Annotated in this window: 21 protein-coding genes; 11 read left to right on the forward strand and 10 right to left on the reverse strand. The window is 70.1% G+C overall.

The window, feature by feature from the left end:
- Positions 1–81: 81 nt before the first annotated feature.
- The 3 genes from OIE47_RS20485 to OIE47_RS20495 form a co-directional block, all read right to left on the reverse strand.
- Positions 82–1,476, reverse strand: coding sequence for a PepSY-associated TM helix domain-containing protein (locus OIE47_RS20485; protein WP_326556154.1), 1,395 nt, complete (start codon positions 1,474–1,476; stop codon positions 82–84).
- Positions 1,477–1,908: 432 nt separating this feature from the next.
- On the reverse strand, positions 1,909–2,160 hold the full coding sequence (locus tag OIE47_RS20490; RefSeq protein ID WP_326556155.1) for a type B 50S ribosomal protein L31: 252 nt from the start codon (positions 2,158–2,160) through the stop codon (positions 1,909–1,911).
- A complete protein-coding gene (locus OIE47_RS20495) occupies positions 2,157–3,455 on the reverse strand; it encodes a CobW family GTP-binding protein (protein ID WP_326556156.1) in 1,299 nt (432 codons plus the stop codon). Before OIE47_RS20495 ends, OIE47_RS20490 begins: the two co-directional genes overlap by 4 nt.
- A gap of 126 nt (positions 3,456–3,581) precedes the next feature.
- Between OIE47_RS20495 and rpmB the strand changes: the two genes are divergently transcribed.
- Genes rpmB through OIE47_RS20530 form a run of 7 tightly spaced genes read left to right on the forward strand, consistent with a single transcriptional unit; the run spans position 3,582 to position 8,559 of the window.
- Positions 3,582–3,818: a 50S ribosomal protein L28 gene (gene rpmB / locus OIE47_RS20500; protein ID WP_326556157.1), complete on the forward strand. Its 237-nt coding sequence runs from the start codon at positions 3,582–3,584 to the stop codon at positions 3,816–3,818.
- A complete protein-coding gene (gene rpmG / locus OIE47_RS20505; RefSeq protein WP_326556158.1) occupies positions 3,818–3,985 on the forward strand; it encodes a 50S ribosomal protein L33 in 168 nt (55 codons plus the stop codon). Before rpmB ends, rpmG begins: the two co-directional genes overlap by 1 nt.
- On the forward strand, positions 3,985–4,290 hold the full coding sequence (gene rpsN / locus OIE47_RS20510) for a 30S ribosomal protein S14 (protein WP_326556159.1): 306 nt from the start codon (positions 3,985–3,987) through the stop codon (positions 4,288–4,290). Before rpmG ends, rpsN begins: the two co-directional genes overlap by 1 nt.
- A gap of 28 nt (positions 4,291–4,318) precedes the next feature.
- The gene (locus OIE47_RS20515) at positions 4,319–5,881 is read left to right on the forward strand and encodes an anchored repeat ABC transporter, substrate-binding protein (protein WP_326556160.1); all 1,563 of its coding nucleotides are present in this window, start codon (positions 4,319–4,321) and stop codon (positions 5,879–5,881) included.
- A 41-nt stretch (positions 5,882–5,922) separates the two neighbouring features.
- Positions 5,923–6,942 (forward strand): choice-of-anchor M domain-containing protein, encoded by a 1,020-nt coding sequence (locus tag OIE47_RS20520; RefSeq protein WP_326556161.1) that lies wholly within the window; start codon positions 5,923–5,925, stop codon positions 6,940–6,942.
- Between the two features lie 29 nt (positions 6,943–6,971).
- Positions 6,972–7,709: an anchored repeat-type ABC transporter ATP-binding subunit gene (locus OIE47_RS20525; protein WP_326563180.1), complete on the forward strand. Its 738-nt coding sequence runs from the start codon at positions 6,972–6,974 to the stop codon at positions 7,707–7,709.
- A 1-nt stretch (position 7,710) separates the two neighbouring features.
- Entirely contained in the window at positions 7,711–8,559 is an 849-nt protein-coding gene (locus OIE47_RS20530) for an anchored repeat-type ABC transporter permease subunit (protein ID WP_326556162.1), read from the forward strand.
- Positions 8,560–8,650: 91 nt separating this feature from the next.
- Here OIE47_RS20530 and OIE47_RS20535 read toward each other — a convergent pair whose 3' ends face one another.
- The 3 genes from OIE47_RS20535 to OIE47_RS20545 all read right to left on the reverse strand — a co-directional run bounded on the left by OIE47_RS20535 (position 8,651) and on the right by OIE47_RS20545 (position 12,061).
- Positions 8,651–10,573 (reverse strand): TIGR03773 family transporter-associated surface protein, encoded by a 1,923-nt coding sequence (locus OIE47_RS20535; RefSeq protein ID WP_326556163.1) that lies wholly within the window; start codon positions 10,571–10,573, stop codon positions 8,651–8,653.
- Positions 10,574–10,697: 124 nt separating this feature from the next.
- Positions 10,698–11,351 (reverse strand): choice-of-anchor M domain-containing protein, encoded by a 654-nt coding sequence (locus OIE47_RS20540; protein ID WP_326556164.1) that lies wholly within the window; start codon positions 11,349–11,351, stop codon positions 10,698–10,700.
- A 53-nt stretch (positions 11,352–11,404) separates the two neighbouring features.
- Positions 11,405–12,061: a choice-of-anchor M domain-containing protein gene (locus OIE47_RS20545; RefSeq protein WP_326556165.1), complete on the reverse strand. Its 657-nt coding sequence runs from the start codon at positions 12,059–12,061 to the stop codon at positions 11,405–11,407.
- Positions 12,062–12,225: 164 nt separating this feature from the next.
- On the opposite strand from OIE47_RS20545, the gene OIE47_RS20550 reads away from it, so the two are divergent.
- Both OIE47_RS20550 and OIE47_RS20555 read left to right on the forward strand, forming a co-directional pair.
- On the forward strand, positions 12,226–12,627 hold the full coding sequence (locus OIE47_RS20550; protein ID WP_326563181.1) for a Fur family transcriptional regulator: 402 nt from the start codon (positions 12,226–12,228) through the stop codon (positions 12,625–12,627).
- 7 nt (positions 12,628–12,634) lie between these two features.
- On the forward strand, positions 12,635–13,504 hold the full coding sequence (locus OIE47_RS20555) for a TIGR02452 family protein (protein ID WP_326556166.1): 870 nt from the start codon (positions 12,635–12,637) through the stop codon (positions 13,502–13,504).
- Here OIE47_RS20555 and OIE47_RS20560 read toward each other — a convergent pair.
- From OIE47_RS20560 to OIE47_RS20575, 4 genes are all read right to left on the reverse strand, one after another.
- A complete protein-coding gene (locus tag OIE47_RS20560; protein ID WP_326556167.1) occupies positions 13,464–14,318 on the reverse strand; it encodes a helix-turn-helix domain-containing protein in 855 nt (284 codons plus the stop codon). The genes OIE47_RS20555 and OIE47_RS20560 overlap by 41 nt on opposite strands.
- 220 nt (positions 14,319–14,538) lie before the next feature.
- Positions 14,539–14,742, reverse strand: a complete 204-nt coding sequence (locus OIE47_RS20565; RefSeq protein ID WP_121156554.1) for a hypothetical protein — start codon at positions 14,740–14,742, stop codon at positions 14,539–14,541.
- A gap of 212 nt (positions 14,743–14,954) precedes the next feature.
- The gene (locus OIE47_RS20570; protein ID WP_326556168.1) at positions 14,955–16,004 is read right to left on the reverse strand and encodes an SMP-30/gluconolactonase/LRE family protein; all 1,050 of its coding nucleotides are present in this window, start codon (positions 16,002–16,004) and stop codon (positions 14,955–14,957) included.
- Positions 16,005–16,101: 97 nt separating this feature from the next.
- A complete protein-coding gene (locus OIE47_RS20575) occupies positions 16,102–16,566 on the reverse strand; it encodes a MarR family winged helix-turn-helix transcriptional regulator (protein WP_326556169.1) in 465 nt (154 codons plus the stop codon).
- 80 nt (positions 16,567–16,646) lie between these two features.
- On the opposite strand from OIE47_RS20575, the gene OIE47_RS20580 reads away from it, so the two are divergent.
- Both OIE47_RS20580 and OIE47_RS20585 read left to right on the forward strand, forming a co-directional pair.
- Positions 16,647–17,171, forward strand: coding sequence for a hemerythrin domain-containing protein (locus OIE47_RS20580; protein WP_326556170.1), 525 nt, complete (start codon positions 16,647–16,649; stop codon positions 17,169–17,171).
- 28 nt (positions 17,172–17,199) lie between these two features.
- Entirely contained in the window at positions 17,200–17,862 is a 663-nt protein-coding gene (locus OIE47_RS20585) for a hemerythrin domain-containing protein (RefSeq protein ID WP_326556171.1), read from the forward strand.
- The last annotated feature ends 68 nt before the right edge of the window (positions 17,863–17,930 follow it).

Below are 17,930 nucleotides of genomic sequence, written 5' to 3' on the forward strand. Positions count from 1 at the left end.
CCCCTTACCTCCCGCTTTCTCCGCTGCGCTCCTGCCGTTCTCTCCGCTGCGCCGGGACGATGCGTGCCTGATCGAGACCGTTCACTCCCGACCGGCGGGCGGCGCGGGTGGCGTGGGTGTCACGGTGACGCGTCTTTTGGCGAGGAGGGCGTCCAGGACCAGGAAGGCGAGCAGGGTCGCCCCGAAGGTGGGCAGCGCCCAGGCGAGGGCGGCCACGAGGAGCAGGGCGAGAACGAGCAGGGGACGGGGCAGGAAGCGCCAGGTGCCGCGTTCCGGTGGCGGGCCGACGAACGTACGCCGGTCGGACCGGGTGGGTCGACGCTGCCACCACATCCGGTAGCCCCACACGATGACGCAGAGCAGACCGATCGCGAGCGCGCCGAGCAGCACCTGGTTGACCCAGCCGAAGAGCCGGCCCATGTGCGCCTGGATGCCCAGCTTGCTCAGCTGGGCGAGCAGCGGCCAGTCGGCGAAGTCGCTGCGGGCGACCGGTCCGGTGACCGGGTCGACGGCGAGCTGGTCGAGCCGTACCGGCCAGGTGTAGTCCGCCTGGGTCACGGTCCAGGCCAGACCCGGCTCGGCCGGCGTGATGATCTCGACCGGCCCGGTGAGCCCGGCCTGGCGGGCGTGTCCGAGGACCCGCTCCACCGCGGCCGGGTCGATCGCCGTCGGGTCCGCCCCGGCCGAATGGTGCTGCCCGTGCGGACCCGGCGCACCCTCGGGCAGGGCCAGGTCGAGCGTTGGGGATTTCGCGTCGAGCGCGGTCAGCGCGGTGTCGAAGTGGGCGCCGGCCCAGCGGGACCAGGTCAGACCGGTCGCGGAGAGCACCAACAGGCCGACGCTGAGCCAGACCCCGGTGGCGGCATGCCAACCCCGGGTACGGCGTACGTTGCGCGCGGCCAGGTCGGGCAGCAGTGCGCGCCGCAGGCGGGACCGACCCCGTCGGTGTTGCCGGAGCCAGAGCACCAGTCCACCGGCGACCAGCACCCAGAGCCAGCTCGCCGCCAGCTCGGAGTACATCCGACCGAACCAACCGAGGTGCAGGTTGCGGTGCAGGTCGTCGAGCCAGGTGGTGAGCGGGGTCGAGCCGAACCAGGTGACCAGGGTGCCCCGGACCCGCGCGGTGTACGGGTCGACGTACACGGTGTGTTGTCTGTCGCCGAGTTCGGGCAGTGCGAAGACCACCTGCGTGGTGGTGTCCGGCGCGGTGGCCGGGATGACCGTGGTGAGCGTGCCCGTGGGATGTGCCGCCCGTGCCGAGGCCACCTGTTCGGCCAACGGCCGGGCCGGTCCGGCGACGGCGGCGACCCGCAGTTCGTCGGCGTAGACGAGGCTGTCGAGTTGCGGGGTGAACACGTACGCCAGGCCGGTCAGCGCGGCCACCACCAGGAACGGGGCGACCAGCACCCCGGCGTAGAAGTGCAACCGTCGCAGCAGCGGTACGGCGAACCAGGCCCGCTCCCGTGTCCGCTGCATCGTCCCGGGGGTCGACCCATCCGACGGCTCGGGCGATCGCTCGTGCAGTGGCTCGTCGGACAGCTCGAGCGGTGGTCTGTCATCCGGTCCGGCGGGTGGTTGGAGGTCGGCAGCGGTGGACACGGGTCGGCTCCTGTCGTCGATCGACTCAGGTGCGCACTCCGTGATCCCACGCGCCGCCGGACGGGACCCCGGACCCGGAGCCAACCGTCGGCGTGGCGGCTCGGGCCGTGCGCGGACGTACCGCAATGGACGCCCGCACCGATAGTCGCCCCCCACCCCCCTTTAGTTCCCCACCCCCCAAATCCCCCCACCACACCCGCCCCCACCGCGTTGATCATGAAGTTAGCGACCCGCCGAGCGTCAAAACTCGTCGCTAACTTCATGATCAACGGAAAGGGGTGGGGTGGGGGTGGGGGTGGGGGGTGGGGGTTAGTGGTTGTGGCGGGCGTATTTGGCGCGGAATTTTTCTACTCGGCCGGCCGTGTCCAGGAGGCGTTGGCGGCCGGTCCAGAAGGGGTGGCTGGCGGAGGAGATCTCGACGTCGATCACGGGGTACGTGTTGCCGTCGGTCCACTCGATGGTCCGGTCGCTGTTCCCGGTGGAGCGGGTGAGGAAGGCGAAGTCGGCGCTGCGGTCGCGGTAGACGACGTAGCGGTACTCGGGGTGGATGTTGGGCTTCACTGTGGTTCGGTTCCTTCCGAAGGTGATTCGAGTTCCCGTTCCTCGTCGGGGAGCGGGAAGCAGCCGGCGAACGGGTCGGGATAGGTCATCCATTCCAACTCCCCGTCGGCCAACTCGGTGTCGCTGAGCAGGCAGCCGGCGAGCAGCCGGTGGATCTCCACCGGGTCGAGGTCGAGCCCGATGAAGACCAGGTGGCTGTGCCGGTCCCCGTAGTAGGGGTCCCAGTCCAGGTCGGCGGCGAGCCGGCGCTGGTCGCTCGCCCCGGTCCAGCGTTCCGGCGGCAGGTTCACCAGCCAGCGACCGAGGGTGCCGAGGTTCAGGCCACCGCCGGCGAACTCCCAGGCGACCACGGTGTCCGGTTGGCTGGCCAGCCAGAGGTGGCCCCGTGAGCGCAGCGCCTCCCCGGTCACCGTCTCCAGCACGTCGTGCAGCCGGTCCGGGTGGAACGGGCGGCGGGCGCGGAAGACCGCGGAGACCACACCGGAGTCGGCCAGTGGTTCGTGTACGCCGAGCGGGTAGCCCTCGATGCCACGGGCCAGTACGCCGGGCGTCTCCGGACGGTGCCGGTGGGTGTGCCGCAGTTGCCGGCTCAACGCGGTGGCGTCGACGAGTCCGTCGTCGGCGGCGGTGACGTGTACGGCCCACGGCGCGATCCGGTGCAGCAGGATCGCCAGCCGGTCGGTGTCGTACGCGCCGTCCGGGGACTGTCCCCAGAGCACCACGGTGTCGGCGTACTCGATCTGTCGGGTGATCACGTCGGCGAGTGCGCGGTCGTCGTCCACGGCTGCCTCGATGCCGAGGGTGACCAGGTCGTCGGTGCTCCCCAGGCCGTCGAGCAGGTGTTCGGCGTCGACCACGGTCGCGTACGAGTCGACGCGTACGAGGTCGGCGAACGGCACTCCGTCGAGCAGGTGGTGGGCGCAGGCGGCGGCCACCGCCTCGGGTTCGACCACCTCGGGCAGCATCAGCACCAGGTCCCGCCGGGGGTGGGTGCGGGCCAGCCGGGCGACGGTGGGCAGGACGTCCTCGCGCAGGGTGCACGACACGCAGCCGTGCGCCAGGGTGACCGACTCGTCCTCGACGATCCCGGTGTGGTCCCGGACCACCCGGCGCACGTGGCCGTCCCGTACGCCGGTCAGGTCGTGCCGGACGAGCAGCAAGGTCGGGTCGTCGGCGAGCAGGGCGCGGGCGACGGCGAAGGTGGCCCCTGGCCAGAAGCCGGAGAGCACGGTGACCGCCGGTCGCAGGTCGGTCCGGGACTGCGTGACACCCGCCGGGGCAAGCGATGACGACATGCGGGTCCTTCCATCCGAAATGAAAATCGTTGTCATCATGGCATGGTGCGGGGGAGGATTCCCATCCACCCGGGGTGTGAAAATGAAAACGGTTTCCGTTAGGGTGTGGGCCGAAGGAGGAACACCATGTCCAGACGATGTGCTGTCACCGGTGCCGCACCGAGCTTCGGCAACGCCGTTTCCCACTCCCACCGGCGCACCCGCCGCAGGTGGAACCCCAACCTCCAGCGCCACCGCTACCGGGTGGCCGGCGAACGACGCTTCGTCACGCTGACGCTCACCGCAAAGGCGCTGCGTACGGTCGACCGCAAGGGGATCGACCGGGTCGTCGCCGAGCTGCGGGCTCGCGGGGTCAGGCTCTGATGGCCCGCCAGACCGACGTCCGCCCGGTGGTCAGGCTCAAGAGCACCGCCGGCACCGGCTACACGTACGTCACCCGGAAGAACCGGCGCAACAACCCGGATCGGCTGGTCCTGCGCAAGTACGACCCGCTGGTACGCCGACACGTCGACTTCCGTGAGGAGCGCTGATGGCCCGCCGGAGTCTCGGCACCCGGCAGGCCAGACGGGCCGACCTGGTGGCCCGGTTCGCGAACCGTCGCGCCGAGCTGAAGCTGCTGATCAGCCACCCCGACACCGATCCGGGAGTGCGGGCCGAGGCGGTCCGGCGGCTGGGCCGGCTGCCCCGCGACGCCAGTCCGGTCCGGCTGCGGTGTCGCGACCAGATCGACGGTCGCCCGCGCGGGGTGCTGTCCCGGTTCGGGCTGTCCCGGGTCCGGTTCCGCGAGTTGGCGTTGCGCGGCGAACTGCCCGGCATCCGCAAGGCGTCCTGGTAGCCGGCCGGCCGAGGGGACGAGAACAGGGATGAGAGCGGCCAAGCTCCTGACCGGCGCGGTCGCCGTCGTCGGGCTGCTGTCGGGATGTACGGCCCCGGTCGCGTTCACCGCGACCGCTGACCGGATCCAGGTGGTCACCACCACCGGGATCCTGGCGGACCTGGTCCGCAACGTCGGCGGCGACCGGGTACTGGTCGACTCGATCGTGCCGGACAGCGCCGACTCGCACACGTACGAGCCGACGCTGCGGGACGTACGCAACATCGTCTACGCGGATCTGGCCTTCAGCAACTACCTGCTGCTGGAGGCCCAGTCCGTGGTCAGGACACTGGACGCGAACCTCCGTCCTGAGGTACCGAACATCTCGCTCGCCGAGGGGGCGACCAAGTACGCCGCCGAGATCATCCCGATGGTCGAGGACGCCTCCCTGGACACCATCTGGCTCGGCCTGCGGGTACGCGGGACCGGCCAGCGGTACGGCGCGAACCGGTCCTCGGACATCCTGCTGTCGGCGACCGAGGTGACCGGGCCGGGCCGGCTCGTCGGATACCTCACCGAGTCGTTCGGGAACCCCGACGTGTACTTCGACTCGGCGGACGGGTTCGACCCCGGCACCGGCTACCGCGACGACACAGCCACCCTGCCACCGGACGCCCACACGCACATGAGCTGGGCATTCACCGAACCCGGCGTGTACCGGCTCACGGTCAGGGCCCAACTGCGGGTGAACCAGCGGGCCGCACCGGTCGAACTCGGACGGCAGCGGTTCACCTTCGCCGTCGGCGTCGACCCGCACTCCGTACCCGGTTTCAGCAACCCGGCCGTGCTCGGCCGGGGGCACGCCGACATCGCCGTGGACGTCGACGCCGGGCGTCTCCACCTGTACGCCGATCCGCACGGCGGTGGCGAGACCGACCAGCAGGTGTACGACCCCGCCACCACCGTGATCGAGGTGCCGAACAAGGGTCTGCTGGAAATTCCCTCCGGTCGGAGCTACCGGTTCCTGGGCCGGGCCGGTGACCGGATCTTCCAGTTGCCGCAGGCCGTACTCGGCAAACACGTGCACGGGGAGATCGACCCGCACCTGTGGCAGGACGTCGGCAACGCGCAGTCCTATGTCGAGCTGATCCGGGACACGCTCATCGGGGTGGATCCGGCGGGCGCGGCGACGTACCGGCGTAACGCCGAGGCGTACCTGGCCGAACTCGGCGCCCTCGACACGTACCTGACGGAGCGGATCGCGTCGATTCCCCCGGTCGACCGCCACCTGGTCACCACGCACGACGCGTTCGCGTACCTGGCCCGGGCGTACGGCATCCCGGTAGCCGGTTTCGTCACCCCGAGCCCGGCCACCGAGCCGAGCCTCGCCGACCGGGTCAGGTTGACCGAGACGATCAGGAACCTGCGGGTGAAGGCGGTGTTCCTCGAACCGGACCTCAGGGCGCGCTCCGCGACGCTGGTCGAGGTGGCCAGGGAGCAGGGCGTCCGGGTCTGTCCCATCTACGGCGACACCTTCAGCGCGACCGTCGACACCTACCTGAAGATGATGCGTTTCAACGCCGACTCCCTCGTGAGCTGTCTGCGGCCGTGAGTGGGACAACAACAATGCCGACGAGCGCGACAGGGGTTGAGATGACAAAGGGCATCATTCGCGACCATCCGCGGCGGCTGGCGGCCAGCGTCGCCGTGATCCTGGCGGCGGTCCTCTTGGCGCCTTCGCCAGCGGATGCGGACGACCGTCGGGGCCAGACGTTGGACCCGAACCAGCGGGAGGCGGCCGGGCGGGTCGTGCTGGACAGTGGGCACGTCGACATCGGCCCGCACTACCGCGACGGAACGTGGACGGTCCGGGTGCATGACGACACCGTCGTACCGTCCGTGTGGCGGCAGCCGTCGGAGGCGGTGATCCGGGTACGCGACACCGCCGTACTGCCGATCCCGGACGACCCGGCGTACGCGTTCCTCGGCCAGCGTCCCGGCACACCGGTGTACGTGGTGCCGCAGACGCAGAACCGGGACGTGGTGTGGGTGGGCTGGAACACCCAGGACCCCGGGGTGATGGACACGATCCAGCGCGGCGTGACCATGAAACTGACCGGGGTCCACGGGCCCGGAAGTCTGATCGTCTACCTCCAGTCCGGGAACCTCGGCGCCCCGCAGGTCCTGTGGGACTCCACCAAGACCCTCCCGCAGGACCTGTGGGTGGACACGAACACCCACACGCACGCGAACTGGGTCTTCGGCGGGCCGGGTGTCTACCTGGTGGCCTTGGAGATCACCGCCGATCTGGCCGACGACCGGCCCCTGACCGGTACCGGTGTCCTCCGGTTCGCGGTCGGGGACACCACCGGCACCGACGAGGCGTTCACCGCCGGCTATCCCGCGTCGGGCACCCCGGCCGGCGGTGACACCACCCCGGCTCCCGGTACCGCCCCGATCCCGGCCCCGGCCTCGGACGCGAAGGCCGGACCGTCGCTCGATGGGGACGGCCCGGACCCGGCCATCCTCACGACCGTGGTGATCACCGTCGCCGGGCTGGCGCTCGTCGCCGCGGCGATCCTGGTGCTGGTACGCGGTCGGCGCGCCAAGAGGCGAGCCGAAGCGGAACGCTCGGCCACGGTACCGACGGCGGAGGCGGGTGGTGAGCGGTGAACCCGGTGCTCGTGGTCGAGGGACTGAGCGTGGAACTCGGCGGCCGGCTCGCGCTGAGGGAGGTGGACCTGACGATCGACGTCGGGGAACTGGTGGGGCTGGTCGGGCCGAACGGGGCAGGCAAGACGACCCTGCTGCGGTCCGTACTCGGCCTGGTCCGGGCGGGGCGGGGGCGGATCACGGTGGCCGGCAGGCCGGCGCGGGCGGGTACGGCCACGGTCGGCTACGTGCCGCAGCGCCACGAGTTCACCTGGGACTTTCCCATCTCGGTGGAGGACGCCGTGATGACCGGCCGGACCGGGCGGATCGGCCTGTTGCGCCGCCCACGGGTGGCCGACTGGCACGCGGTAGGGGACGCGCTGGACCGGGTACGCCTCACCGACCTGCGCCGCCGCCCGGTCGGCGAACTCTCCGGCGGCCAGCGGCAGCGCGTACTCGTGGCCCGTGCACTTGCCGTGCGGCCGGAGATCCTGCTGTTGGACGAGCCGTTCACCGGCCTGGACATGCCTACCCAGGAACTACTCGGCGAGTTGTTCACCTCGCTGGCGAAGGAGAGCGCGGTCCTGATGGCCACCCACGACCTGGCGGCGGCGGTGTACGGCTGCGACCGGCTGGCCCTGCTGAACCAGACGATGATCGCCACCGGCCGACCGGACCAGCTCCGGGACCGTCACCTGTGGATGGAAACGTTCCAGGTGAGCGAGCACAGCCATCTGTTGCGGACGCTCGGCCTGGCCACCATCCCGGCCGCGAACGTGGGGGCGTGACGTGTCACCGGTCGACTTCATCGCCGATCTGCTCAACCCCGACCTGTCCTTCCTGCCCAAGGCGCTGTTCATCGCGGTGGTGTCGGCGATCGTCTGCGGGGTGATCGGCTGCCATGTGGTGCTGCGCGGCATGGCGTTCATTGGCGACGCGGTCGCCCACGCGGTGTTCCCCGGCCTTGCTGTCGCGTTTGTCGTATCCGGCAACCTGGTGCTCGGCGGCACCGTCGCCGGGATCCTCACCGCCCTGCTGATCGCGGTGTTCTCGCAGAACCGGCGGCTGCGGGAGGACTCCGTCATCGGCGTCTTCTTCGTCGCCGCGTTCGCGCTCGGTGTCGTGGTCATCTCCCGGGCACCGGGGTACGCCGGATCGCTGCAGCAGTTCCTGTTCGGCTCGATCACCGGCATCCCGGACCGGGACCTCCTCGTCGTGGGGGTGACCGGGTTGATCCTGCTCCTGGTCGCGTTCCTACTACACAAGGAGTTCGTCGCGGTCACCCTCGACCGGGAGATGGCCAGGGCCATCGGCCTGCGGGCATTCTGGCTCGACATCGTCCTCTACGTGATGGTCACCCTCGCGGTGGTCATCTCGGTCCAGACCATCGGCAACATCCTGGTGCTGGCCCTGCTGGTCACCCCGGCCTCGGCGGCCCGGCTGCTGACCGACCGGCTGGGCGTCATGATGCTGCTGGCGCCGGTCATCGGCGGCCTGTCGGCCCTGCTCGGCCTGTACGTCTCCTGGTCGTGGGACCTGCCCGTGGGCGGCACGATCGTGCTCGCCCTGACCGCGGTCTTCCTGCTCGCCTGGCTCTTCGCGCCCCGGCACGGACTACTCGCCAGGTACGTCTTCTAGTACCCGGCACGACAGTGCCGGCCCGCCGTCGCGCGGGCCGGCACTGTGACGGCCGTGGGTCAGTTCCCTCGTCCGTACCCCCGGACGATCCTCATGCCTGTCGACGTCGCCTCGTGAGCAGGAACAGGGCGCCGCCGGCCAGCAGCAGGCCCGTACCGAGGTAGATCGGCGTGACCAGCGAGTCGCCGGTGGTCGGGAGTCGACCGCCCGCGCCGCCGCAGCCGGTGTCGGTCGTCTTCGTCAGCAGCGCGGACGGATCGGCGTCACCCACGGCAACCGTCAGCACCTGCGTGTCGGTCGAGATCGTGCCCGAGGCCAGCTTCGCCGACTGGGTGAACGTCAGCCGGTACGCGCCCTGCCTGGTGAAGGCCCAGTTGCCGTGTGCGTGCGTACCGAGGGGGATGTCGTAGCTGTCCGGGAGCCCGTCTGCGCTGTTGAGGACGACAACCGGCTTGCCGAACGCGTCGAGCTGGTAGACGGCCACCGCTCCCGGCCCGTTCACCCCGGTGAGCTTCCACGTCACCGGCCCGCTGACCTGGGAGGTCTTCAGCTCCTCGGTGTTCCAGCCGGCCCAGAGGAGGTTCTGGTTCTGGGTCTGCGGGATCTGCCACACGGTCGTTGCGGCGGGACCGAGGAAGTCGAACTGCCCACCGGGCGGAACGGTGACCGCCGCGGCCGGCCTGACCTGGAACACCACCTGCGACGGGCTGCGCCAGGTGGTGCCGTTGCCGGTCGTACCGTCCTTGATCTGCGAGACCAGGCGCCCGCCGACGATGCGGGCGGCATAGTCCACGTGCCCCTGGCTCAGCACCACGCCGCTCGTCCGGGTGGTCGGCACGCAGGCCGGGGTGGTCGGGGCGGCGGTGGTCGGACGGCCGGTCGCGGTGGCCGACGCGGTCGGTGTCGGTGAAACGGTACGGGGCGAGTTGGGCGACGGGGTCGGGGTTGGGCTCGGAGGCGATGTGGTGGTACCCGTCGGTGTGGGGGAGCCGGTCGGGGGCGGATTGCCCTGGTCATCGGTGACCAGGTGAATCACCGGCGTCGACGTCGAGCGCTGGTGGTCGTTGTCGTATCGGGGTGAGAAGCGGCCGGTGATCGAGTGTTCGCCCACGGCCAGCGCGGTCGTGGTCAGCGTCGCGGTTCCGTCGGCGCCGACCTCTGCGTACCCGAGCGGCGTCTCGCCGTCGAAGAACTCGATCCACCCGGTCGCCCCGGCCGGTCCGACCGTACCGGTGAGGGCCACCGGGGTTCCCGCCGACGATGACGGGGGATCGACCGTGACCCCCGTGGCGGTCGGCTCGCCGATCACGTCGGCCGCGGAGGCGCCGCCCACGAACCAGGTGTAGTCGACCGGCCCGGAGGTCAGGGTGGCGCCACCGGCGATGGTCGCGGTGGCCTCGAAGGTGAGGGTGTAGCGCCCGAGTGCGGTGAACACCCAGTTTGCGTGTACGTGCGAGAACACCGGCTGCCGCAGCGAGGCGTACGCGGGGTCGACCGAGCTGAAGTTGCGGATGGGCATACCGACCGGATCGCTCTGGAACACCTCGACCCGTCCCGGGCCGTGCACCGCCCGCAGGTGCAGGTCCACCGCGTCGTCGGTGAACACGCCGCTCGGCAGGCTCTCGGTGTCCCAACCGGGCCAGAGCAGGCCGTCGAGCTGGGTCATCGGAGCCAGCCACAGTGGTGCGCCGGCCGGTCCCAGGAACGCGTACTCCGGCAGGTCCGGTACGCCCGCCGCCGAGAGTTCGTTGTCGAAGAGCTGGAAGACGATCTCGCTCGGATCCGCGTGTACGTGGTCCGGGGCGTTGCCGATCCGCGTCTTCAGGCACAGGTTTCCGTCCACGTACTGCACGTCGACGGCATCGGTGTGGACGTTGTTGACGACGGTTCGCTGGATGCTCGCCGGGGGTGCGGCCAGCACCTCGGTGGCGGGCAGGGTCCACGGGACCAGAGCTGTCGCCGCTGTCGCCGCGGCGGCTACCGCGGCGAGTCGGATTCTCGCCGTGCCTGACATTCCTTGTCTCTCCCTGTGTCGGGGGCGGGCGCCACGGGCGTGGCACACGCAAAACGCCGCCGACCGTGGGGCCGACTCCGGGTGGAATCGGCCCGCACGGTTTTCGTGGCGGTGCAGGTGCCGGTCAGCCGGCCTGGAAGGTGTACGTGACCGCGCCCGAGGTGGCTCCGGCGCCGTTCTGGGCGGTTGCCCTGAACGTCAGGGTGTAGGTGCCCGCGGTGGAGAAGGCCCAGTTGCCGTGCGCGTGCGTACCGGCGGCGATGCCGCCCGGCCACACCGACACCGGGCAGCCGGCGGCGGTGTTGGTGTTCAACTTGAAGCTGGGCGTGGCCGGGAAACCGCCGGTGGTGTAGAGGGCGAAACGGGACCCGGCCGGCCCGGACCAGCCGGTCAACTCCAGCTTGACCGGGCCCTGGGCGGCCGGCACGTCGGTGGTGTTCCAACCGGCGTACAGCCGGTCCGAGACGAGGGTCTGCGGGGCCACGTACATGGTGGTTCCGGCCGGGCCGAGGCACTGCCACGCGGTCCCGCTCGGGATGGTGGCCGTGGCGGCGGGGGTCACCCGGAGCACCTGCCCGGCCGGCGACAGGTCGTCGTTGTCCGGCGCGTACGTCTTGAGATCGAGGGTCAGGGTGTTGTCGGCGGCGTTGTAGTCCACGTCGAACACGTCGAGGTGTCCGGTTTCGATGGTGGCCGCCATCGCCGGTGAGGCGGTGAAGACGGTCGCCGCCACGGTCAGTACGGCGGTGAGGCCGAACAGCCGGTTCTTGAGTTTCATGAGGGTCCTCCGGAGGGGGTTCGGGCGCGCGGGGCTGCTCGGTGCGAGCTGTCTCAGGACAGGACGGCGAACTTGATCCAGACCGGCGCCGAGGTGACCGTCTCGCCGCTCGCGGCCAGGGTGGCGGTCGCGTCGATCTTGACCAGGTAGATGCCGGCCTTCTCGAACGCCCAGTTCGCGTGCAGGTGCACTCCCGCCGGCAGGGTGACCACGTCGGGCAGCCCGTCCTCGCTGTCGGCGAGCACGGTCGGCGCGCCGACCGGGTCGGTGGTGAACAGGCTCAGTCCGTCCGGGCCGAGGACCTGCTTGAACCGGATCCGGATGCTGTCTGCGGTGAAGACACCGGGTTCGATCTCCTCGGTGGAAAGGCCGGGCCAGAGCAGGGTGGGGTCCTGCGTCTCGGGCAGCACCCAGACCGGCGCGCCCGGGGCACCCAGGAACGCGTACGCCGGGTCGTCCGGCACGGTGGTTTTCGCCTGGCGCTTGGTCACCAGGAGTACGTCGGCCGGGTCCCGCTCGACGTCCGGCTCGACCGACTCGTCGTGGATCGTGATTCCCAACTCGCCGTCCTCGTAGGCGACGTCCACCGCGTCGACGTGACCCTGCGAGATCACCGTGACGGCGTTGGCCTGCGCGGGGGCTGAGAAGGCCAGGACACCCGCGGTGAGCGCCGCCGTGACGGCGACGAGCCCTGCGGTTCGTGAACGCATGCGGTTTCTCCTTCATAGACAGAGCCACCTTCCGTGACCCGGCCTAAACGATAATGATTTTCATTTGCGTGTCAAGGGAGTTGAGCCCGGAGGAGAGGCGCACGCCGTACACTTGGCCCCGCTCGTACGCCCGAGTCGGGAAGGTGTCGCTCGTGATCAATTCCATGCCCGGGGTCACTCGCAACACCCGGCAACGTGGCGAGGTCGTCGCCCTGCTCGGTGAGGTGACCGAGTTCCGCAGCGCCCAGCAGCTCCACGCCGACCTGCGCCAGCGCGGTGTCGGGGTCGGACTGACCACGGTCTACCGGACCCTGCAGACGCTGGTCGACGCGGGCGAGATCGACGTCATGCGGCTGCCCAACGGGGAGCAGCTCTACCGGCGGTGCAGCCCGACCCACCACCATCACCTGGTCTGCCGGCACTGCGCCCGTACGGTCGAGGTGGCCGGACCGACGGTCGAGACCTGGACCAAACGGGTTGCCGACGAACACGGCTTCACCGACGTGGGGCACACGCTGGAGATCTTCGGCACCTGCGCCCAGTGCGCGGCCCAACGGCAGGGCTGACGACCCGGTGAGTGGTCGGCTCCGGGAGATCGGCCGGCAGACCGTCGAGATCGCCGAGTCCGGCCACTACACGAGCCCCGCCGGTACGCGGATCAGCATCGCCGAGGCGGTCGGCGCCGCGATCGCCGGCACCCGGCACTACCTGCCGGACACCCCGTTACCCGAACCCGCGCCGCGACCGTCCCCGGCACCAGCGGACGAGGCGGGAACCGGGCAGCCGCTGGAGCGGCCGGCGGTGACGGTGACCCGTGAGTCGACCCTGGGCGCCGCCGCGCGGTTCGGTCCGGACGTGGCCTGCCTGGTGTTCGCCTCGGCGAAGAACCCCGGTGGTGGTTTCCTCGGCGGCGCCAAGGCGCAGGAGGAGGACATCGCCCGCGCCTCGGCCCTCTACCCGTGCCTGCGCAGCGCTCCGGAGTTCTACGAGTTCCACCGCAACCAGCAGGACCTGCGCTACAGCGACCGGGTGATCTACTCACCGGGGGTCCCGGTGTTCCGGGACGAGCGGGGTCACCTGCTCGACCGGCCCTTCCGGAGCGCGTTCCTGACCTCGGCCGCGCCGAACCTCGGGGCGATCGTGCGCAACCAGCCGGCGGACGCCGCCGACGTACCCGGGGTGCTGGGGCGGCGGGCCGAGCGGGTGCTCCGGATCGCCGCCGCGCACGGCCACCGCCGGTTGGTGCTCGGGGCCTGGGGCTGCGGGGTGTTCCGCAACGATCCCGGCACCGTGGCGCGGGCGTTCGCCGAGGCGCTGCGGGTGGTCGACCGGTTCGACGAGGTGGTGTTCGCGATCTACGACAAGATGCCGGGTACCCCGGTCCACGCCGCCTTCGACGAGGTCATGCGGGGGTGGCGAGACCGGCCAGGGTCGCCTGGATGATGTCGCGGGCGTCCTCGCCGTGCCGGGCCACCTCGTGCAGACGGTCGAAGATCCGCCCGAATCGCAGGGCGTCGGCGGCGGTCTGCCAGGTCTGTTCCTCGGCCCAGGTCTCGACGGTGACGGTGTCGTCGAACATGACAAAACCGTGCAGCGGGGCGAGCGGCAACCGGGCTTCGGTGGGGATGACACCGAGTTCGACGTTGCTCATGCCGGTCAGCGCGGTGAGCCGGTCGAGCTGCCCGCGCATCACGTCGACCGGGCAGAGCGACATGCGCAGTACGGACTCGGTCACCAGGAACCGGAACTGCTTGGTCGAGTCGTAGAGCACCTGCTGGCGCTGGATCCGCAGCAGCAGCGCGTCCTCCAGATCGTCGCCGGGGGCACCGTGGAACTCGACGTTCTCGGCGAGGCGTACGCGGGCGTAGTCGGCGGTCTGGAGCAGGCCCGGCACCACGCCGAGTTCGAAGTTGCGGACCAGGGTCGCCTCCGCGGCCAACTCCATCATGGAGCGTTGGGTGCCGGCCTGTGCCGCGTCCGACGCGCCGCGCCGCCAGGCGATGTGTTCCCCGCGCAGTGCGCGCAACTGTCGCAGCAACTCGTCGAGGAGGGGTTCGTCGGCGTCGATCACCGCGCCCCAGGCCCGTACGTCGTCCTCGGTGGGTAGTTGCCGACCGGTCTCGATCCGGGAGACCTTCGACTGGACCCAGCCCAGCCGGCTTGCCAGGTTGATCCCTGAAATGCCCTCGCGTGCCCGAAGCTCTCGCAGCCTCGCCCCAAGCGCTCCTCGGTCGCTGCCGGTCTGGTTGCTGGACATCACCTGCTCCTAAGCTGCGCTTGGGTAGGCGTCACGGTACAGCTCACAAGGCATCGCAGGTGGTAGAGCGGCCGAGTGACCAGCCAATGTCGGGCTGACCGGTCCGGGTACGGCACCGGCCCGGTGGTGGATCCTCCGCTGTCCAGCTTAGGTCGATCGGCTCACCGGCGGGATCCTCGCGGGTGCGCGTACTCCTGTTCGGTGAGCCGATCTCAGATAACTACAAAGCCTTGGCGATCTCCGCCAGTACGTCGACCGGCACCTCGACCACAGTCTCGTGCGCGGGTACGTCAAGCTGTGCCAGGGCTTCGGGGTCGGACACCCGCCATCCCTGTACAACGAAGGTGTCGCGGTCGGTGCGATATAGCGACGGGCAGTTGTTTACCTGTGACAACGCAGTCTTGCGAACGAAGGTGAGCTTCACGGCTCCACCTCTCACTCTCGATATGCCGCTTTTGGCCGGATGCCAGGCGACCTGCGTTGCATTATGCGTCTGCGCGATGGGCGGCTAACCCAGTTTGCGGCGCGACACGGCATTAAAAGTGCCTTAACTTTGGCTCAGTCGAACATATCCGACACGTACCGCAATGATGCATGATCCATTCAGGATCGAACATGCATGATTCGCGCATTCGGTCAGAGGTGGTCGTTCGGAGCGGGGGCCGCGCCGACGTGCATCTTGTAGATCCACACCGGATACTCGACCGCCTGCACACCACCGTTGAAACCCGCGGTGCGGTTGAGTTGGGGGACCGGAATCCACAGGTCGCCGGCGCTGTCGAGCCACATGGCGTCGGCCCAGACCAGGCGCGGATCGGCGACCACCGTCTCCACCTCCCGGTCGGGGCTGATCGCCAGCACCCGCCGCTGGTTGGTGTCGCTGAGGTAGATCACGCCGTTCGCGTCGATCGCGGTGCCGCCGGTGGTCGGCGTGTCCAGCCAGGGTTCGACCTGGTCGGCCAGGTCGCCGGGGGTGACCGAGGGGTCGTCCAGCCACCGGGTGCCGATCCGGGACATCGGTCCGGACGCGGGCTGGTAGTAGAGCTGCCCACCATCCGGGGAGACCTCCAACTGGTCGGCGTGGACCAGCACCTCGTCACCCTCGGGGCCGCGGGCCTTGCGGTGGTCGGCGTACAGGGGGCGCTGGTCGGTGGTGCTGGGATGATCCTCCAGCACCCGGCGCAGCTCGCCCGAGCCCAGGTCCAGGACGACCAGTCCCGGCTCACCGGCGTCGGTGAGGTAGACCTGGTCACCGTTGAACCGCAGGTCGTCGAGGTAGCTGCGGGGGCGGACCGCCGGACCGAGGTCGTAGATGTCGGCGACGCTGTCGGTGGTCAGGTTCACCACGATCAGCCGGGCCCCGCCCGGAATCGCGGCCCGGCCGATGCCCGGCGCACCCGCGTCGATGATCCAGAGCCGGCCGTCCGGCCCGATCCGCAAACCGTTGACCTGGACAAACGCGCCATCGGGGTGGTGGTCCTCGCGGACCGAGTTCCAGGCGGCGTCCGGGTACGGCACGTGCTGGCCGTCCGGGCCGAGTTCGGCGACCTGGATGCCGGGGCGGTCGGCGTTGGGAAAGCTGACGAACACCCGTCCGTCGCCGCTGGTGGTCACGCCGCTCCAGACCCGGTCGGACCGGTACGTCGCCTGCAGGCGCGGGTCGTTCTCGGTTGGCAACTCGATCATCCGCCGACTCCTCCCCCGTACGACCGGGGGCGATCGGCGCGCCCCGGTGCTGACGGTGGGGGCGTACCCGCTGTGGGTCGGCGTACCCCTGTCGGGGTCAGTGCTCGCGGCAGGCGTCGTCGTCGACGGCGGTGTTGATCCGGCTCAGCAGCCGGTGCAGGGTGGCGACCTCGTCGGCGTCGAGGTGGGCGAGCAGTTCGCGCTCCACCGCGTCCATCGCGGCGTCGACCCTGGTCAGAACCGAGCCGCCGGCGTCGGTGAGGACGACGATGTGTCGTCGTCGGTCGGCCGGGTCTCGGCGCCGTTCGACCAGGTTGTCCCGTTCGAGGTCGTTGAGGATGGCCACCAGGGCGCTGGGATCGACACCGAGTGCCTCGACGAGCGCCTGCTGCCCGATCGGACCGTTCTCGGCCAGGTGCATCAGGGTGATGCCCTGCCGGGTGCTCAGGCCGGTGGCCTCCAGCGCGTCGCGCATCCGGGCGTTGCTGATCCCGCCGTGCCGGGCCAGCAGCAGGCCGATGCGGTCCGTTGCCCGCCGGGACCGGGTCTCCTCGACCGTCATGCGGGTTATGTTAGCAGAGCCAAAATGATTTGCCGCCACGGATTATTTGTCGAAACAAACGATCTGGTACGGTCGTCCGCATGAGTCGCGCTCGCGCTCCCCGGCAGGCGAAGGCACCGGGTGAGCATCTGGTCGAGGAGCTGAGGTGGATCCACGGCGTACTGCGCCGTGACCTCAACCAGCTCCGCACGCTTGCCGACCAGATCGGCCGGGGCGCCGCACCGGACCGGGTCCGCTCGACCGTCCGCTCGTTGCAGACCCGTGGCCCGCTCTGGCAGCTTCGCACCAACTGCCTGAGCTACTGCCGGCTGGTGCACTCCCACCACGGCAACGAGGACGTACGGCTCTTTCCGGCCCTGCGCCGGTCCAATCCGGCCCTGGTCCCGGCGGTCAAGCGGCTGGAGGCCGACCACCGTCGGATCTCCGACCTGCTCGACCAGGTCGAGGCGCTGGCCGACCTGCTCCGCGGCGACGACCGGCCGGAGACCAGGAAACGGCTGATCGCCGCCCTGGAGGCGGTCGGCACCGACCTGCTGGCCCACCTCGACCTCGAGGAGAAGACGGTCATCCCGACGCTGCGGCAGTGGCGGGACTGGCCCCGCTGACCCGTCAACCAGCTTGATCGCCGACCTGATGACCAGCAGAGACAGGAAGATCGTGACCGACACCGACCACTGGCTGACCGGCCGTACCGGACTCGCGCCCACTCCGCCGCCGCGCACCCGGCACAGCAGCACCGAGGTCTGGGACGAGAGCACCCGGCCGACCGCGCCCGAGCCGGAGCAGGAGGTGCGGTTCACCGGCCGTGGCGTCTCCGCCGGCAAGCACCTGATCGACGTGCACAACCACTACCGGGAGGAACTCGCCCGGGTACGCGACATCCTCGACCAGGTACGCGCGAACGCCCTCGACATCGGCGCCGCCCGGGGCGAGGTCAACGCGATGACCCTGCGGTCCAACAACTGGACCCTCGGCTCCTTCTGTCAGTCCTACTGTGTGTCGCTGACCCAGCACCACACCATGGAGAGCGGCAGCATCTTCCCGTACCTGAAGGCCTCCGACCGGGGGCTGGCGGCGGTGATCGACCGGCTCGACCAGGAGCACCAGGTCATCCACGAGGTGCTCGAAGCGGTGGACCGGGCACTGGTCGACCTGGTGAGCCACCCGGACGACCTCTCCGGGATCCAGGAGGCGGTCGACGTGCTCACCGACGCGCTCCTGTCCCACCTGGCGTACGAGGAACGCGAGCTGATCGGGCCGCTGTCCCGGTACGGCTTCTTCGGCGGCCAGGTCTGACGGTCTGACGCCCAGGTCATCTGAAACAGTTCAATCTTCGGAAGTTACCGGCGACTTTGTAGGCAAGT

This window comes from Micromonospora sp. NBC_01796, from assembly GCF_035917455.1.
GTDB lineage: Bacteria > Actinomycetota > Actinomycetes > Mycobacteriales > Micromonosporaceae > Micromonospora_G.